At 41.6% G+C, this 15,222-nt stretch carries 11 protein-coding genes; 6 read left to right on the top strand and 5 right to left on the bottom strand.

Translation table 11 applies throughout. From position 1 onward, the window contains the following. Positions 1–3,102 carry an efflux RND transporter permease subunit gene (locus F565_RS0113190; RefSeq protein WP_020213712.1) on the top strand — a complete coding sequence of 1,034 codons (3,102 nt, stop codon included), beginning with the start codon at positions 1–3 and terminating at the stop codon, positions 3,100–3,102. 154 nt (positions 3,103–3,256) lie between these two features. Here F565_RS0113190 and F565_RS22870 read toward each other — a convergent pair whose 3' ends face one another. Then, positions 3,257–3,415 (bottom strand): lmo0937 family membrane protein, encoded by a 159-nt coding sequence (locus F565_RS22870; RefSeq protein WP_020213711.1) that lies wholly within the window; start codon positions 3,413–3,415, stop codon positions 3,257–3,259. A gap of 184 nt (positions 3,416–3,599) precedes the next feature. On the opposite strand from F565_RS22870, the gene F565_RS0113180 reads away from it, so the two are divergent. Then, the gene (locus F565_RS0113180; RefSeq protein WP_020213710.1) at positions 3,600–4,940 is read left to right on the top strand and encodes an FAD-dependent oxidoreductase; all 1,341 of its coding nucleotides are present in this window, start codon (positions 3,600–3,602) and stop codon (positions 4,938–4,940) included. A gap of 92 nt (positions 4,941–5,032) precedes the next feature. Here the strand turns inward: F565_RS0113180 and F565_RS0113175 are convergent, their stop codons facing one another. The 3 genes from F565_RS0113175 to F565_RS21635 form a co-directional block, all read right to left on the bottom strand. Continuing rightward, entirely contained in the window at positions 5,033–5,788 is a 756-nt protein-coding gene (locus F565_RS0113175; RefSeq protein ID WP_020213709.1) for an enoyl-CoA hydratase/isomerase family protein, read from the bottom strand. Between the two features lie 254 nt (positions 5,789–6,042). Continuing rightward, the gene (locus F565_RS0113170) at positions 6,043–6,819 is read right to left on the bottom strand and encodes a PH domain-containing protein (RefSeq protein WP_020213708.1); all 777 of its coding nucleotides are present in this window, start codon (positions 6,817–6,819) and stop codon (positions 6,043–6,045) included. A 129-nt stretch (positions 6,820–6,948) separates the two neighbouring features. Further along, positions 6,949–7,551: a 5' nucleotidase, NT5C type gene (locus F565_RS21635; protein ID WP_020213707.1), complete on the bottom strand. Its 603-nt coding sequence runs from the start codon at positions 7,549–7,551 to the stop codon at positions 6,949–6,951. A 110-nt stretch (positions 7,552–7,661) separates the two neighbouring features. On the opposite strand from F565_RS21635, the gene F565_RS0113160 reads away from it, so the two are divergent. Next, positions 7,662–8,408 carry a DeoR/GlpR family DNA-binding transcription regulator gene (locus F565_RS0113160; protein WP_020213706.1) on the top strand — a complete coding sequence of 249 codons (747 nt, stop codon included), beginning with the start codon at positions 7,662–7,664 and terminating at the stop codon, positions 8,406–8,408. Between the two features lie 117 nt (positions 8,409–8,525). Here F565_RS0113160 and F565_RS0113155 read toward each other — a convergent pair whose 3' ends face one another. Beyond that, positions 8,526–9,401, bottom strand: a complete 876-nt coding sequence (locus F565_RS0113155; protein WP_020213705.1) for an AraC family transcriptional regulator — start codon at positions 9,399–9,401, stop codon at positions 8,526–8,528. 184 nt (positions 9,402–9,585) lie between these two features. Here F565_RS0113155 and F565_RS22415 point away from each other — a divergent pair, with 184 nt between their 5' ends. From F565_RS22415 to dnaE, 3 genes are all read left to right on the top strand, one after another. Continuing rightward, a complete protein-coding gene (locus tag F565_RS22415; protein ID WP_020213704.1) occupies positions 9,586–10,176 on the top strand; it encodes a T9SS type A sorting domain-containing protein in 591 nt (196 codons plus the stop codon). Between the two features lie 120 nt (positions 10,177–10,296). After that, positions 10,297–10,494 carry a YqaE/Pmp3 family membrane protein gene (locus tag F565_RS0113145; protein WP_020213703.1) on the top strand — a complete coding sequence of 66 codons (198 nt, stop codon included), beginning with the start codon at positions 10,297–10,299 and terminating at the stop codon, positions 10,492–10,494. A gap of 171 nt (positions 10,495–10,665) precedes the next feature. Beyond that, entirely contained in the window at positions 10,666–15,174 is a 4,509-nt protein-coding gene (gene dnaE / locus F565_RS0113140; RefSeq protein ID WP_020213702.1) for a DNA polymerase III subunit alpha, read from the top strand. Positions 15,175–15,222 lie beyond the last annotated feature (48 nt).

The following is a 15,222-nucleotide window of genomic DNA, read 5'->3' as shown; positions in this document are numbered from 1 at the left end:
ATGAACAAGTTAATAAAAAACATAATAGGCTTTTCGCTGCGCAATAAGCTGTTTACCTTTTTTTGGGTAGGCATAGTGGTTATAGCGGGCATTATAAGCTATAAAAATATTCCGGTAGAGGCGTTCCCGGACGTTACTAATACCCAGATAATTATTGTAACCGAATGGAACGGCCGTAGTGCCGAAGAGGTAGAGCGTTTTGTTACAGCGCCTGTAGAGATAGCCATGAACTCGGTACAAAAAAAGACCAATGTGCGTAGTATTACCATGTTTGGGCTATCCATCATAAAAATTATTTTTGATGATGATGTAGACGATACTTTTGCACGCCTGCAGGTAAACAACCAGTTGCGCAATGTGCAGCTGCCCGATGGCGTAGAGCCCGATGTGCAGCCGCCTTATGGCCCTACCGGCGAGATTTACAGGTATACCCTGCACAGCGATACTAAAGATACCCGCGACCTTTTAACCCTGCAAAACTGGGTTATAGACAGGCAGCTAAGGGCAGTGCCCGGCATTGCCGATGTTGTTGCCTTTGGTGGCCGCGAAAAAACCTATGAGATAGCGATAGACCCTATTGCGCTGCAAAAATATGAGCTTACCTCGCCCGAAGTTTATGAAGCCGTGAGCAAGGCAAACGTAAACGTGGGCGGCGACGTTATAGAAAAGAACGGGCAGGCATATGTGGTAAAAGGCATTGGCCTGCTGGATAATACACAGGATATAGAAAATACTATTGTGGCAGAGCGAGATGGTAACCCCGTACTGGTTAAAAATATTGCTAAGGTAAATATCTCTAACGTGCCACGCGTAGGGCAGGTAGGGCTTGATGGTAATGATGATGTGGTAGAAGGTATTGTGGTAATGCGCAAGAACGAAAACCCGTCGGAAGTATTGGGCAGGCTTAAAGAGAAGATAAAGGATATCCAGGAAAATGTATTGCCTAAAGATGTTAAGCTGGTAACATTTTATGACCGCGACAGGTTAATGGAATTTTGTACACATACTGTTACACATAACCTTGTAGAGGGTATACTTTTAGTTACGGTAATTGTATTTCTCTTTATGGCCGACTGGCGTACTACGCTTATTGTTTCCATCATCATTCCGCTGGCGCTGCTCTTTGCGTTTCTGTGCCTTAAGTTAAAGGGCATGAGTGCCAACTTACTCTCGCTGGGGGCGGTAGACTTTGGTATTATAATAGATGGGGCGGTCGTAATGGTCGAGGGGCTCTTTGTGTCCTTAGACCACCTTCAACACAAAATAGGCCCGGAGCGGTATAATAAATTATCTAAACTTGGCTTAATTCGCAAAGAAGGTACTAAGCTGGGCGTGGCAATATTTTTCAGTAAATTAATTATCATATCGGGCCTGCTGCCTATCTTCTCTTTCGAGAAAGTAGAAGGTAAAATGTTCTCGCCACTGGCTTGGACACTTGGTTTTGCCCTACTTGGAGCCCTTATATTTACACTTACATTAGTGCCGGTACTGTGCTCTATCCTGCTTAACAAAAACGTTAAGGAAAAACACAACCCTATTGTAGAGTTCTTTAACAGGATAGTGGGCAAAGGACTTAGGGTAACATTTGGTAACAAGAAAGCCTCAATAATAATATCTATGGTTATTTTAGTGCTTACACTGTTCTCGGCAAAATTTATGGGAACAGAATTTTTACCTCCGCTTAACGAAGGTGCCCTTTGGGTAACTGCAGAGCTCCCTATAAGCAACTCGCTTACAGAGAGTGTTAAGATGGCTGCAATAATCCGAAAGGAACTGCAAACTTTTGATGAGGTTAACGATGTACTTTCCCAAACGGGGCGTAGTAACGATGGTACCGACCCTAATGGATTTGGATTCCTGCAGTTTCAGGTAGACCTTAAACCCCATGAAGAATGGAAAAGCAAATTAACGGTAGACCAGCTTGTAGAGCAAATGAATAAAAAGCTTAGCAAGTACCAGGGTATTACTTATAATTATTCGCAACCGGTTATAGATAACGTTGCCGAGGCTGTTGCCGGTTTTAAGGCATCTAACGCTGTAAAAATTTATGGCGACGACCTTAATGTTTTAGATAAGATTGCCAATGAGGTAATGGAAAAGATAAAACCCATAGACGGTATTAAAGATGTGGGAGTGCTTCGCAACCTTGGCCAGCCGGGTATAAGTGTTAAGTTTGACGAAGAAAAAATGGCACTTTATGGTGTGCAAAAAAACGATGCACAAAGCATCTTAGAGATGGCTATAGGCGGTAAAACCGCTACGCAAAAATATGAAGGCGAGAAAAAATTTGATATCAGGCTGCGTTATGAGCACGAGTACCGCAAAGACGAGCAGGATATTATGGATATTATGGTACCTACCATGCGCGGCACTAAAGTACCGCTTAAAGAAATTGCGAGTATAACTACCGAGACAGGCCCTGCGTTTGTTTACAGGGATAATACCAAGCGTTTTATAGGGGTAAAATTCTCTGTGCGCGACCGCGACCTTGGTGGTGCCATAGCAGATGCTCAGGCAAAGGTAAAAACACTTAAACTGCCCGAAGGCTACTCTGTAGGGTGGACAGGTGAGTATGAAAACCAGATACGAGCCAGTGCCAAGCTTGCCCAGGTAGTGCCTATATCGCTTATATTAATATTTGTATTGCTGTTTATAATGTTTGGCAATATAAAAGACTCACTATTAGTACTAATAAACGTGCCGTTTGCAATTATAGGAGGTATACTTGCGTTACAAATAACAGGTATAAACTTTGGTATATCGGCAGGGGTAGGGTTTATTGCGCTGCTGGGTATTTGTATACAAAATGGGGTAATACTCGTCTCGGAGTTTCATAATAATCTTAAGACAAAGATGTCGCTTACAGATTCTATTATAAACGGTGTAAAATCAAGAACAAGGCCGGTGGTCATGACAGCCTTAATGGCAGCCATAGGGCTTATGCCGGCAGCACTTTCTACCGGAATAGGATCTGAATCGCAAAAGCCACTGGCAATAGCCATTATAGGCGGGTTAGTAACGGCCACGGTATTTACACTGTTGGTATTCCCCAACTTCTTTTACTGGGCAATGCGTAAAAAGCACCAGAATTTAATGGAATAAAGTTTTTGTTAATTGTATTGTTCGTAAAGCCGCCTTAGTGTTTCCCCAACACGAGGCGGCTTTTTTTGTAACCTGATTTCATAAAAAAATCCCCAATCGGGGATTTTTTGTCTTTTCTTGTGCAAGGTTTTAAAGGTGTAATGCGTATTTATGTTTACGGCCTTCTACCTGTAGCAAGTCTGTAAAGAACAGCAATAATAGCTAATACTAACAATACGTGGATAAAGCTACCTACAACTTGTCCAAATGCGAAATACCCAACTGCCCAGCCAATAAGGAGGATTACAGCGATTAACCAGATTAAATCTCTCATGATGTTTTATATTTAAAAGTTAGTTCAGTAAAATTACTTATTAGCAGGAACGGTTGTTAATTAATTAAGAATCCTTTAATAGCCAAAGTTTTCTTAATTAGAATGTTGCAAATAAATGGGTAAAAAAAAGCCCCCTCAAAATTAAATACCTATTTTTGTAAGGCTTTACAGAATTGTTACATTCATGCAGACTTCCTTAAAAATTGCAGTTGTAGGATCGGGCTTAGTAGGATCTTTACTTGCAATATACCTTAAAAGAGCGGGCCATACCGTTCATGTTTACGACCGTAGCCCGGATATCAGGAAAATACAATTTTCAGGACGCTCCATTAACCTTGCCATGTCAGACCGCGGTTGGCGCGCGCTGGATGAAGTAGGCCTGGGCGACGCAATAAGGCCACTTGCCATACCTATGGATAAACGGGCCATACACGTGGGGCAGGCACTTAATTACCAGTATTATGGTAAAGAGGGTGAGAGTATTTACTCAATATCCCGCGGGCTGCTTAACCGTAAAATGGTAGACCTTGCTGAAGAGGAAGGTGTAGAGTTCTTTTTTGAAACCCGCGTTTGGGACGTAGACATGCCTAATGCTACATTACAAACCGGTGAAACTGAAAAAGGGGCATGGAGCGATTTAAAATACGATAAGGTTTTTGGGGCAGATGGCGCATTCTCACGCGTTCGCCACCGCATGCAGCGCCAGAGCATGTTTAACTATTCTCAGGAATTTTTAAATATGGGATATAAGGAACTTAATATACCAGCCAATGCAGATGGTACCCATAAGCTTGATAAAAATTCGTTTCATATATGGCCCAAGCAGGCTTTTATGCTTATTGCCATGCCTAATACAGACGGCAGTTTTACCTGTACGCTCTTTATGCCTTTTGAGGGTGAGAATTCTTTCGACAGCTTAAAAGATAAAGACACTCTTAAAGACTTTTTTGCAGAGCATTTTCCGTCTACGCTTGATGTAATACCTAACCTTGTAGAAGACTTTTTTAAAAACCCTACCAGCACCCTGGTTACCATGAAGTGCTACCCGTGGACTTTTGAAGATAAGGTTGCCCTGATAGGCGACGCATGCCATGCTATTGTGCCTTTTTATGGCCACGGTATGAATGCCGGTTTTGAAGATATTACCATACTAAACCAAATGATACAGCAGTATGGCGACGACTGGACTACCATATTTAAAGAATATGAAAAGAGCCGTAAGCCTAATGCCGATGCTATTGCAGAGCTGTCATACCGCAATTTTATGGAAATGAGCTCTAAGACTGCCGATGATAAATTTCACCTGCAAAAAAAGATAGAAAAACACTTCTCTGAAAAATACCCCGATAAATGGCTGCCGCTTTACAGCCGCGTTACGTTTAGCTTTCGCCCATACAGCGAGGCACTGGCGCTTGGCGACAGGCAAAAGGCAATTATGGATGAGGTTATGAAAATGGAAGATATAGAGCATATTTGGGACAGTGAGGCGGTAAACCAAAAAATACTTACTTTACTGCAACAATAATATAATGCTTTCTTTGCCTATACAAACAACCCCTTATTTAAATTTTAGATAAGGGGTTGTTTGTGTTTATTGTTAAGCTAAATCCAGTTGAATTATTTTGCCTTAAAAGCCTCTAATGCTTTTATCGTAAAATCTGATAGCACAAGTTTGCCGCTCATTTCGGCTCTTTCCTGTAAAAGGATATCCCAATGGCTGGCATTTTCCCAGGCAACCTGTTTTAATAACTGCATGGCATCAGGATTGTAACCGGCAAGTTTTGTTGCGAGTGTATCAACAGCATTATCCATTTCAGCAACAGAGTCGAAAACTTCTGCAAATAAGCCTTTTTGCTGTGCCCATTGTGCAGGATAAAAATCGGTTGCATTAAGCGACATTTCCATAAAAGCTGTAGTGCCTGTTTTGCGCTCTACAGCAGGGCTTATAACAAATGGGCCTATGCCTATAGTAAGCTCGCTCAGCTTAACCTCCGCGGCATTTGTTGCAAAGGTATAATCTGCAGCCGCAGCAATGCCCACACCGCCGCCTACAGCCTTACCCTGAATTCGGGCAATAACAAATTTAGGTGTTTTGCGCATGGCATTTATAACATTGGCAAAGCCGGAGAAAAAGGCTTTACCCGTTTCTATATCTGTAATAGCAGTAAGTTCATCAAAAGAGGCTCCGGCACAAAAAGCCCTGTCGCCTTCACTTTTTAATACAATAACTTTTACGGTAGTATCGTTACCCAGTTTTTCAATTTCGGCAGTAAGTTTTGCTAATTGCGCCGATGGCATTGAGTTACCCTGCGGGTGAAAAAAGGTAATGGTACCTATGCCATTTTTTATGGTTGATGTTACAAATGCATCCATTGTTTGGTTTTGTGCTTTTGATTATACTTTAGCTACCTGAAATGTTTTATATCTTCTTTTGTCTTGAAACAAAAGAAGCAAAAATTCAAGGCTCTAACTTCTTATGCTACAAATTATAAGCTTCGGCTAAATCATTTGAACTCGCTACGCTCAAACAGCAAATGATTTTTAACACCTCAACTTGTAATTTGTTTAACGCAACGAAGTTTAAGGCCTTAGCTTCACTCAAACATGCCTACTCTAAAATGTTTGAATTACAAATAGCTTAATATTTCTTTCTTAAAAGTATCATATTCGCCTTGCAGTATAAGGCCGTTGTCTAATAACTTCTTATAGTTTTGCAGTTTTTCAAAAAGCTCTTCCTTGCTCAGTTCGGCAAGGCCGCCTTTGGCAGCGGGCTTTTCTTCGGCAACAGGTGGTTCAGGCTTTTCGGTATAGTAAGACTGCGATGGCTGTAAACCGGAGTTAATTATCTCTGCAAAATTAGTAACCTCTTCGGTTTCTACTTCTTCAACGCCATCATCTGCAATGTCATCATTAATATTTAAGGGAAGCGGATCCGGTTTTTGTAGTTCGCGGTCTTCTTCAACAGCCTTTACAGGTTCCGGTATAACAGCAGCAGGAGGCGTTTGGGGTTCTTTAAGTAACTCCAGTTGCTCCTTGGCAAACGTATAAATTTTGCGTGCCTGTATTTTAGGGATATATTCTATAGATACCGTAATATCTGTATTTGTAGTAAATGAAAATTCAGAACCTAAAATGTTTTCTTTTACAAAAGCCCCGGATATAAGGCTCCACGGATAATCTGTAAAATCCATAGAAAGCCCCAGGTTTTTGGGTTTACACATAATAATGCGCTTATTGGTAAGCACAATACTATCCGGAAAAACATTTATGGCAGGCCTTTTTTGTACACCGATGTAGCCTACTTCCTCATTCTTCATCAGCAGGTCGTTAAGCTTAGTGGTAATTTTCTCTATTGCCTTAGGATCCTGCTCTTCGTTTAGGAACTTTTTAAACTGCTCTTTCATTTCGGTTTATATTTTTACCAAATTTAAGTAAATACTTATAAACACAAAATAAAGAGCAAACAACTTGGTATACTTTAATAAAGATTTAAAGGTATACGGTATAAAAAGTCCTAACGGGTAATTACGCTATTACCATCTTGGCCTGTTTTCGGGAACTGGCGGCACAGCAATTTTTTTAACCTTAGATCGTATCTCGGTAAGGTCGCGCACTACAGTTGGTATTTCTTTCCAGTTGTTTACCCTTTGGTGAGTATTGTGCTTAACGTTATGAAAAGCAGTAAACATAAGTGCCTTGCCTTTGCAAAAATCAAGATTTTTGAGGTGGTCATCAATTAAAAAGTCGGTATCAATAACACTTTTATCACCACAAAAAATAATGTTCTTCCAGCTGATGAATGGGAAATGCTCTGCAAGCCATTGGTGTTTTTCGTATAATGATAATGGGAACTCCATTGCTGCCGATACTATGTACACTTCATAATCGTGCATAAGGTCCTTTACAGCTTCAACTGCTCCTTCCATAACCGGTACAGTCCTGAAGAATCCCGGCGTGGTTAAAAATTTCATAATAGCTCCTTTTTCGGGCATAGCTTCATGCTCCATTAAGCCTTCCATTGTCTTTCGGTCTATTCGTACACCGTAATCTCTTTCGTACCAATCGATATAATGTTTCTCAACATCGGCTATTACACCGTCCATATCAATTGCGATGGTTTTTTTACCTGATTTCATAATTGCTATATTTTGCAACAAAGATAACGCAATAGTCGCAATATATTGCAACAAATTGCAAAGTTTTGCAATATTAAATTTCTGTATCTTTGCCGTAAATATATTGGGTCATGGTTAAAGAAGAACGCCTGCAGTTAATATTAGAGCAACTTACAAAAGATAATAAGGTGCAGCTTACAGAGATGAGTCGCATACTTAACGTATCTGAAGATACGGTGCGCCGCGATATTAAAGAGCTGGATGTGCAGGGGTTACTAAAAGCAGTAAGGGGTGGTGCCATTCCCACATCTACCATACCGCAGCATTACCGCGACCGCGAAAAATATGATGTAAGCCATAAACTGCGCATGGCAGAGAAGGCAATACCGTTCCTTAAAAACGGGCAGACTATTTTTATGGATGGGGGTACATCTGTACTTGCGGTAGCGCAAATGCTACCCAGGGATTTAAAGATACAGGTTGTAACAAACAGTTTCCCGGTAGCTGATGTACTGGAAGACCACCCTAACGCCGAGGTAATATTTGCAGGTGGGCGCCTTTATAAAACGGCTTTTACTACTATAGGTCAGCAGGCTATAGATACTATAAGGAATGTGCGGGCTAATATTTACTTTTTTGGGGTAAGCAGCATTCACACTATAGGCCTTACGGCACGCAGTTATGAAGACAGCCTTGTAAAGCGGAATATGGTAGAGAACTCGCAACAAATTATTGCGCTATCTACCCTCGAAAAAATTGATACTGCCGAATCGTTCTTTATTTGCCCTATTACTAAAGTAGACGTATTAATAACGGAGGCCGACAGCGATAACGAAAAACTACAGCCTTACCGCGACTTAGGGTTAAAGGTGGTTTAGAAGGATTATTGGATATTAGATTGTTGGATTTTTAGACAACTTACCCGCAATGTCTCCTAAGGATAGGGCTGGTGTTGAGTGCTGCCAGAATACTGCGACTGTATACTGATCACTTCTTTAATCTGCCACTACATTACGCAACTCATGCCTGTATTGCGAGGCATTCCTGCCGGTAACTTCTTTAAACGATTTATTAAAATGGCTAAAGTTGTTAAACCCGCTTTCATAAGATACATCGGCAATGCTCATAGTATTTTCTGCCAATAGTTTGCAGGCATGTACCACTCGGTATTCGTTCACAAACTGCACAAAGGTTTTACGTGTCATTTTTTTAAAGTAGCGGCAAAAAGAAGGCACGGTCATGCTCGCCCTTTCGGCTATATCATCGAGCGTAATTGGGTTCTTAAAATTATCTTTTACATAATTAAATACCATATTAATACGGTCGTTATCCTGTACCTGTGTTTCCAGGGCAAACCCTTCAGCATTAAGTACTTTATAATCAGTTGCCTGTTCCAGTTCGTTAAGCACATGTATCATTCCCAGCAGCCTTTCAAAGGGCATCATCTCTTCCATTGCCTCCAGTTTTTCTCCTACGGCTTTGCGGGTTTCGGGGCTAAAGGCAATGCCACGTTTGGCCCGTTCAAAAATGCCAGCTAAATTTTTAGTCTCCGGTAATTGCATAAAACCCTCACCAAGAAAATCGGGTTTCATTTGTATAACCGTTTCGTGGGTGTTGCCGGTAGTATCGTCGGTAAAGCCGCAGTGGGGCAGGTTACTGCCTATAAGTATAAGGTCGCCATCATTATAATAGGATATATGGCTGCCTATCTGTCGTTTGCCTGCCCCTCCGTTTACAAATACTAACTCTACTTCCGGGTGGTAATGCCATACATGCGAGCGTATGTTTGCATTTTGCACATAACTTGTATAGGTAAACGAACTGCCAAAAGATGGCTCAATTACCTCAAAACTTGGCTTTAATGTTTTCATTTTACTCCCTGATTTGCACTACAAAGATACTTAAATAACACGTAAATTGACTTAATTTAACTAAAAAACGTTTTCGTAAAGTTAATATAGCATAGATATATGAAAATATAGATGTGCTGGTAAAGAGTGTATGTGTGTAACTTTACAGTATAGAAATTTAGAAAACAACATAAAGAATATAGATATGAAAAATGTAATGAAATTCGGTTTAGCATTGGTAGTGTTTTTTACTGCGTTTACAATGCGCGCTAATGATGGTAACTTCTCTGTAAGTGTAAAATCTGGTAAAGTAATAAGCTTTGCAATTAACGAGGCTAAAAACGTACATGTTTCTATCTTTAATACTGATGGTGGAGAGGTTTTTAACGAAACACTAAAAAGCAAAGACGGTAAAATTACCAGGACTTACGATCTTACTGCTTTACCTGCAGGTACTTATTTTTTAGAGACTGAAACTGCAACTAAAGTTTCACGTCATGAAATTACAATTAATGGTACTACTGCTACGGTTGCAGGTACTGTAGTTGCCGAAACTTACAAACCGGTAGTATTTACTAAAGATGGTATTGTAACAGTAAGCATCCTAAACAACGGAAAATCGCCCGTAGAAATAAAAATGTATGATGATAACAATAACGAAGTGTACAGCGAAACTGTAAACGGTGAGCAAACACTTGCAAAAAGGTTCAACATTAAGTCTACAACGGCTAAAAATTTCACGCTTGTAACTAAGTACAACAACAAAACGTTTGTTGAGGCTGTTGCAGCGCGATAAATAAAAAGGTTTGGTTATAGTAAAATGCCCCGTTCGCAGCGGGGCATTTTTTTGTTTACGATTAATTCACCTGTCATTTTATTTTCTACATTAGCGATCATCATCAAAACAAAAAATCAAATGAGGTACATTATTGCATTTTTCTTCCCGTGGCTGTCGTTGTTTTTGCAGGGTAAAATACTATCGGGTATAATATGCCTTATATTACAGCTTACCCTAATAGGGTGGATACCTGCTTTTATATGGGCTGTTACAGCACTCAACAGAATGTATGCTGACAGGCGAACCAATGCTGTAATAAGGGCAATGAAAAGATAAGAGCATTTAGTTTTGCACAAATGCTGGAATGTGAAATCGTCCACTAAACAATCATGGGTTTATATCTTTGTTCATAATTCAATTTCCCTGTTTCTGTAAAATATCGTATTTTTGATGTCAGGCTTTATAGCCTGATTTTTGTTTACTACATAATAAAAAATCCATAGTTGTATGTACCTGATATTTGACACTGAAACAACCGGATTACCCAAGCGCTGGGATGCCCCAATTACCGATACCGATAACTGGCCCCGCTGTATACAGATAGCATGGCAGCTGCACGACGAGATGGGCGGCCTTATAGAGAACTACGATTTTATGGTAAGGCCGGACGGCTTTAATATACCCTATGATGCCGAACGTATTCACGGTATCTCTACCGATCTTGCATTAGAACAGGGAATTTCTTTAGCTGAAGTGCTGGAGAAATTTAATATTGCGCTTAGTAAATCTAAATTTATTGTAGGCCAGAATGTAGGCTTCGACGTAAATATTATGGGTAGCGAATTTCACCGTCATGGTGTAGATAGTCCGCTGGCTGCTATGAAAGTGCTGGATACCTGTACTGAGATTACTGCCGAGATGCTAAAACTTCCGGGAGGTCGTGGCGGCAGGTTTAAACTGCCTACGCTTACAGAGCTGCACGAATACCTTTTTAGCGAACCTTTCTCTGAAGCGCACAATGCCACTGCCGACGTTGAGGCAACCACCCGTTGCTTTCTTGAACTGGTAAAGAGGGAAACCTATACTCATAAAGAACTGGATGCCTATCCTGAATATTTTCATGATTTCAGGACAAAGAACCCACAGCCTATACAGCTTATAGGGCTTAAGCACATTAATCTTAAGCAGGCATCTGAAGAGGTTCGTAAACGACTTGAAAAACTTAAAGGAGCCGAAGCCGTACAGTACACCGCGCCTGTTGTTAAGCAGGATCTTGCTGATGTAGACTTTGTGCATTTGCATAACCATACACAATTTAGCGTACTGCAAAGTACCATTAGCGTGCCCGACCTTGTTAAGGCGGCTGCAAAGCACCGCATGCCTGCCGTTGCCATGACCGATCATGCCAACATGATGGGGGCATTCCATTTTGTGAGTGCTGTTTTTAATCATAATAAAGCTGCAGAAGCTAAAAACAAAGCTGCGGTAGAGGCTGGAGAACAGCCTACGGAGACTGTAGTTAAACCCATTGTGGGTGTGGAGTTTTTTGTGTGCGAAAACCACAAAGATAAATCCCGTAAAGACAATGGCTACCAGGTAGTGTTGCTTGCCAAAAACAAAAAGGGCTACCACAATCTGGCAAAAATGTCGTCTATAGCCTATACGCAGGGCTTTTATTATGTACCGCGTATAGACCGTGCTGTTATTCAGCAGTATAAAGAAGATATCATGGTGCTTACCGGTAACCTGTATGGTGAAGTGCCTAACAAGGTGCTTAACATGGGTGAGAACCAGGCCGAAGAAGCACTGCTATGGTGGAAAGCTGAATTTGGCGACGACCTGTACATGGAAATTATGCGCCACGGACAGGAAGACGAGAACCGTGTAAACGAAACACTGATAAAGCTGGCACGTAAGAACAATGTAAAACTTGTAGCTACAAACAATACCTATTACGTTAATAAAGAAGACAGCCATGCCCACGATATTTTATTGTGTGTAAAAGACGGCGAAAAACTGGCTACCCCTAAGGGGCGCGGCCGTGGTTTCCGTTTTGGGCTGCCCAACAGCGAATATTACTTTAAGCCGGGCGGCGAGATGAAAAAGCTCTTTGCCGATGTGCCGGATGCTATTGTAAATATTCAGGATATTGTAGATAAGGTAGAAACGTATTCGCTGTACCGTGATGTACTGCTCCCTAAATTTGATATTCCGGAAGAATTTTTAGTAGTTGAAGATGAGGCTGATGGTGGTAAAAGGGGGGAAAACAATTTCCTGAGAAATCTTACTTATGAGGGAGCTAAAAAACGCTATGGCGAAATTACCGATGATATTCGGGAGCGTCTCGACTTCGAACTAAAAACAATAGAGAACAGCGGTTACCCCGGATACTTCCTTATTGTACAGGATTTTATTGCCGAAGCGCGAAGAATGGGCGTATCGGTTGGGCCGGGCAGGGGGTCGGCGGCAGGAAGCGCCGTGGCTTATTGCCTATGGATAACCAACATTGACCCTATTAAGTACGACCTCCTTTTTGAGCGTTTTCTTAATCCTGACCGTGTATCGATGCCCGATATTGATATCGACTTTGATGACGAGGGCCGCAGCAGTGTAATGGACTACGTTATTAATAAATATGGCGCGAGCCAGGTGGCACAGATTATTACTTATGGTACCATGGCGGCAAAATCGTCTATTCGTGATACCGCCCGTGTGCTTGATCTACCATTATTTGAAGCTGATAAAATAGCCAAGCTTATCCCTAACCTTAAGCTGGCAAAAATATTTTCGTTAGATACCAATGCCTTAAAGGCGGCACTGCGATCTGAAGAATATGAAAAGGTGGTAGAGCTTATTGCTATGGCTACCGGCCAGGACCTTACCGGCGAAACCATACAGCAGGCAAAAGTGCTTGAAGGGTCCTTACGTAATACCGGTATCCACGCCTGCGGGGTTATCATTACCCCTTCGGATATTACAAATTTCGTTCCGGTTTCGGTTGCCAAAGATTCAGATCTTTATGTTACCCAGTTTGATAACTCGGTGGTAGAGAGTGCGGGGCTGCTTAAGATGGACTTCCTGGGGTTAAAAACATTAACCCTTATTAAGGATACCGTAAAGCTGGTAAAATATAAAAGAAACATAGATCTCGATCCGGAAACTTTTCCCATTGATGATGTAAAAACATACGAACTCTTCCAGAGGGGGGAAACAGTAGGGGTTTTCCAGTACGAGTCGCCCGGTATGCAAAAGTACATGAAGGACCTTAAGCCTACCGTATTTGCCGACCTTATTGCCATGAACGCCCTGTACCGCCCGGGTCCGTTAGAATACATACCAAGCTTCGTTCGCCGTAAAAATGGCGAGGAGCCCATACAGTATGACCTTGATGCCTGCGAAGAATACCTTAAAGAAACTTACGGTATTACAGTGTATCAGGAACAGGTGATGCTCCTGTCGCAAAAACTTGCCGGTTTCACCAAAGGTGAGGCCGACGTTTTGCGTAAAGCAATGGGTAAAAAACAAAAGGATGTACTGGATAAAATGAAACCCAAGTTTGTTGCCCAGGCAGCAGAAAAAGGGCATGACGCCAAAGTGCTCGAAAAGATATGGAAAGACTGGGAGGCGTTTGCAAGTTACGCCTTTAACAAAAGCCACTCTACCTGTTATGCATGGGTAGCTTACCAAACTGCTTATCTTAAGGCGCATTACCCTGCCGAATATATGGCAGCGGTATTGAGTAATAACATGAACGACATTAAACAGGTTACTTTCTTCATGGAAGAGTGTAAGCGCATGGGGCTTGAGGTTTTAGGCCCCGATGTTAATGAGTCGTTCTATAAATTTACCGTAAACGATTATAATGCCGTACGTTTTGGTATGGGTGCTGTAAAAGGTGTGGGTGCCGGAGCGGTGGCAACAATTGTAGAGAGCAGAAAGACCGGCCATTACAAGTCTATATTTGATTTGGCCAAAAGGCTCGACCTGCGTGCAGCTAATAAAAAAGCGTTTGAAAACCTTGCGCTTGCCGGTGGTTTCGATTGTTTTAACAATACGCACAGGGCGCAGTATTTCCACATGGATAACAGCGAGAATATTACCTTTTTAGAAAAGGCAATACGCTATGGTTCTAAGTTTCAGGAAAACGAGAATTCATCTCAGGTAAGCCTTTTTGGCGAGGCCAGCGATGTGCAGATACCCGAACCTGTAGTGCCGCCGTGTGAAGAATGGAGCACGATGGAAAAACTTGCCCGCGAAAAAGATGTGGTAGGTATTTACATATCGGGCCATCCGCTGGATGATTACAGGTTCGAGATTAAATATTTTTGCAATGCAAGGCTGGAAGCCCTTAAAAACCTGGAGCAACAGGTAAACAAGAGTTTAAGTTTTGGGGGTATAATATCTAATGTGCAACACAGGGTAACCAAGAATAATAAAGGCTGGGCTACATTCCTGCTTGAAGGTTATGACGAGAGCCACGAGTTTAAAATATATGGGGAGGAATACCTAAAATTCAGGCATTTTTTAATAAACAGCAACTTTGCGCATATCAAATTAATGGTGCGTGAAGGCTGGACAAACCAGGAAGGTAAAAAAGGAGAGCCGAGACTGCAGTTTATTGGCATCAGCCAGCTTCAGGATGTGCTCGAAACTGCTGCCAAGAAGCTAACCATAATGCTTAACGTGGCTGAATTGCAGGAACAGCTTGTTGCCAGTTTGCATCAGTTATTTAATGTAAACCGCGGCGATAACCCAATTACTTTTGAGGTTATGGAACTTAATAAAATTACCAAGCAGGTGGCGGTACAATCGGCTGCGGCTCCGGTAAAAGAGGTGTCGGACGATGAAAACGATGAGAATTACGATGAAGAGGTTAACGAACCGGTAATGACTGATGTAGAAGATGTTCAGGTAGTAACCAGGCTTGTAATGCCAAGCCGCAAAATGAAAGTGAAAATTTCGACAGACCTTTTGCATGAGCTTGACAGATTGCAGGTTAACTTTAAGCTGAATTAGTAAATTGCTTTTAATTATGGTGCTATAAGCAAAAGCAATAGGTTTAAC

Origin of the sequence: Flavobacterium rivuli WB 3.3-2 = DSM 21788 (assembly GCF_000378485.1) — a bacterium.
Taxonomy (GTDB): Bacteria; Bacteroidota; Bacteroidia; order Flavobacteriales; family Flavobacteriaceae; genus Flavobacterium; species Flavobacterium rivuli.
This window is presented reverse-complemented; position numbering and strand designations above follow the sequence as displayed.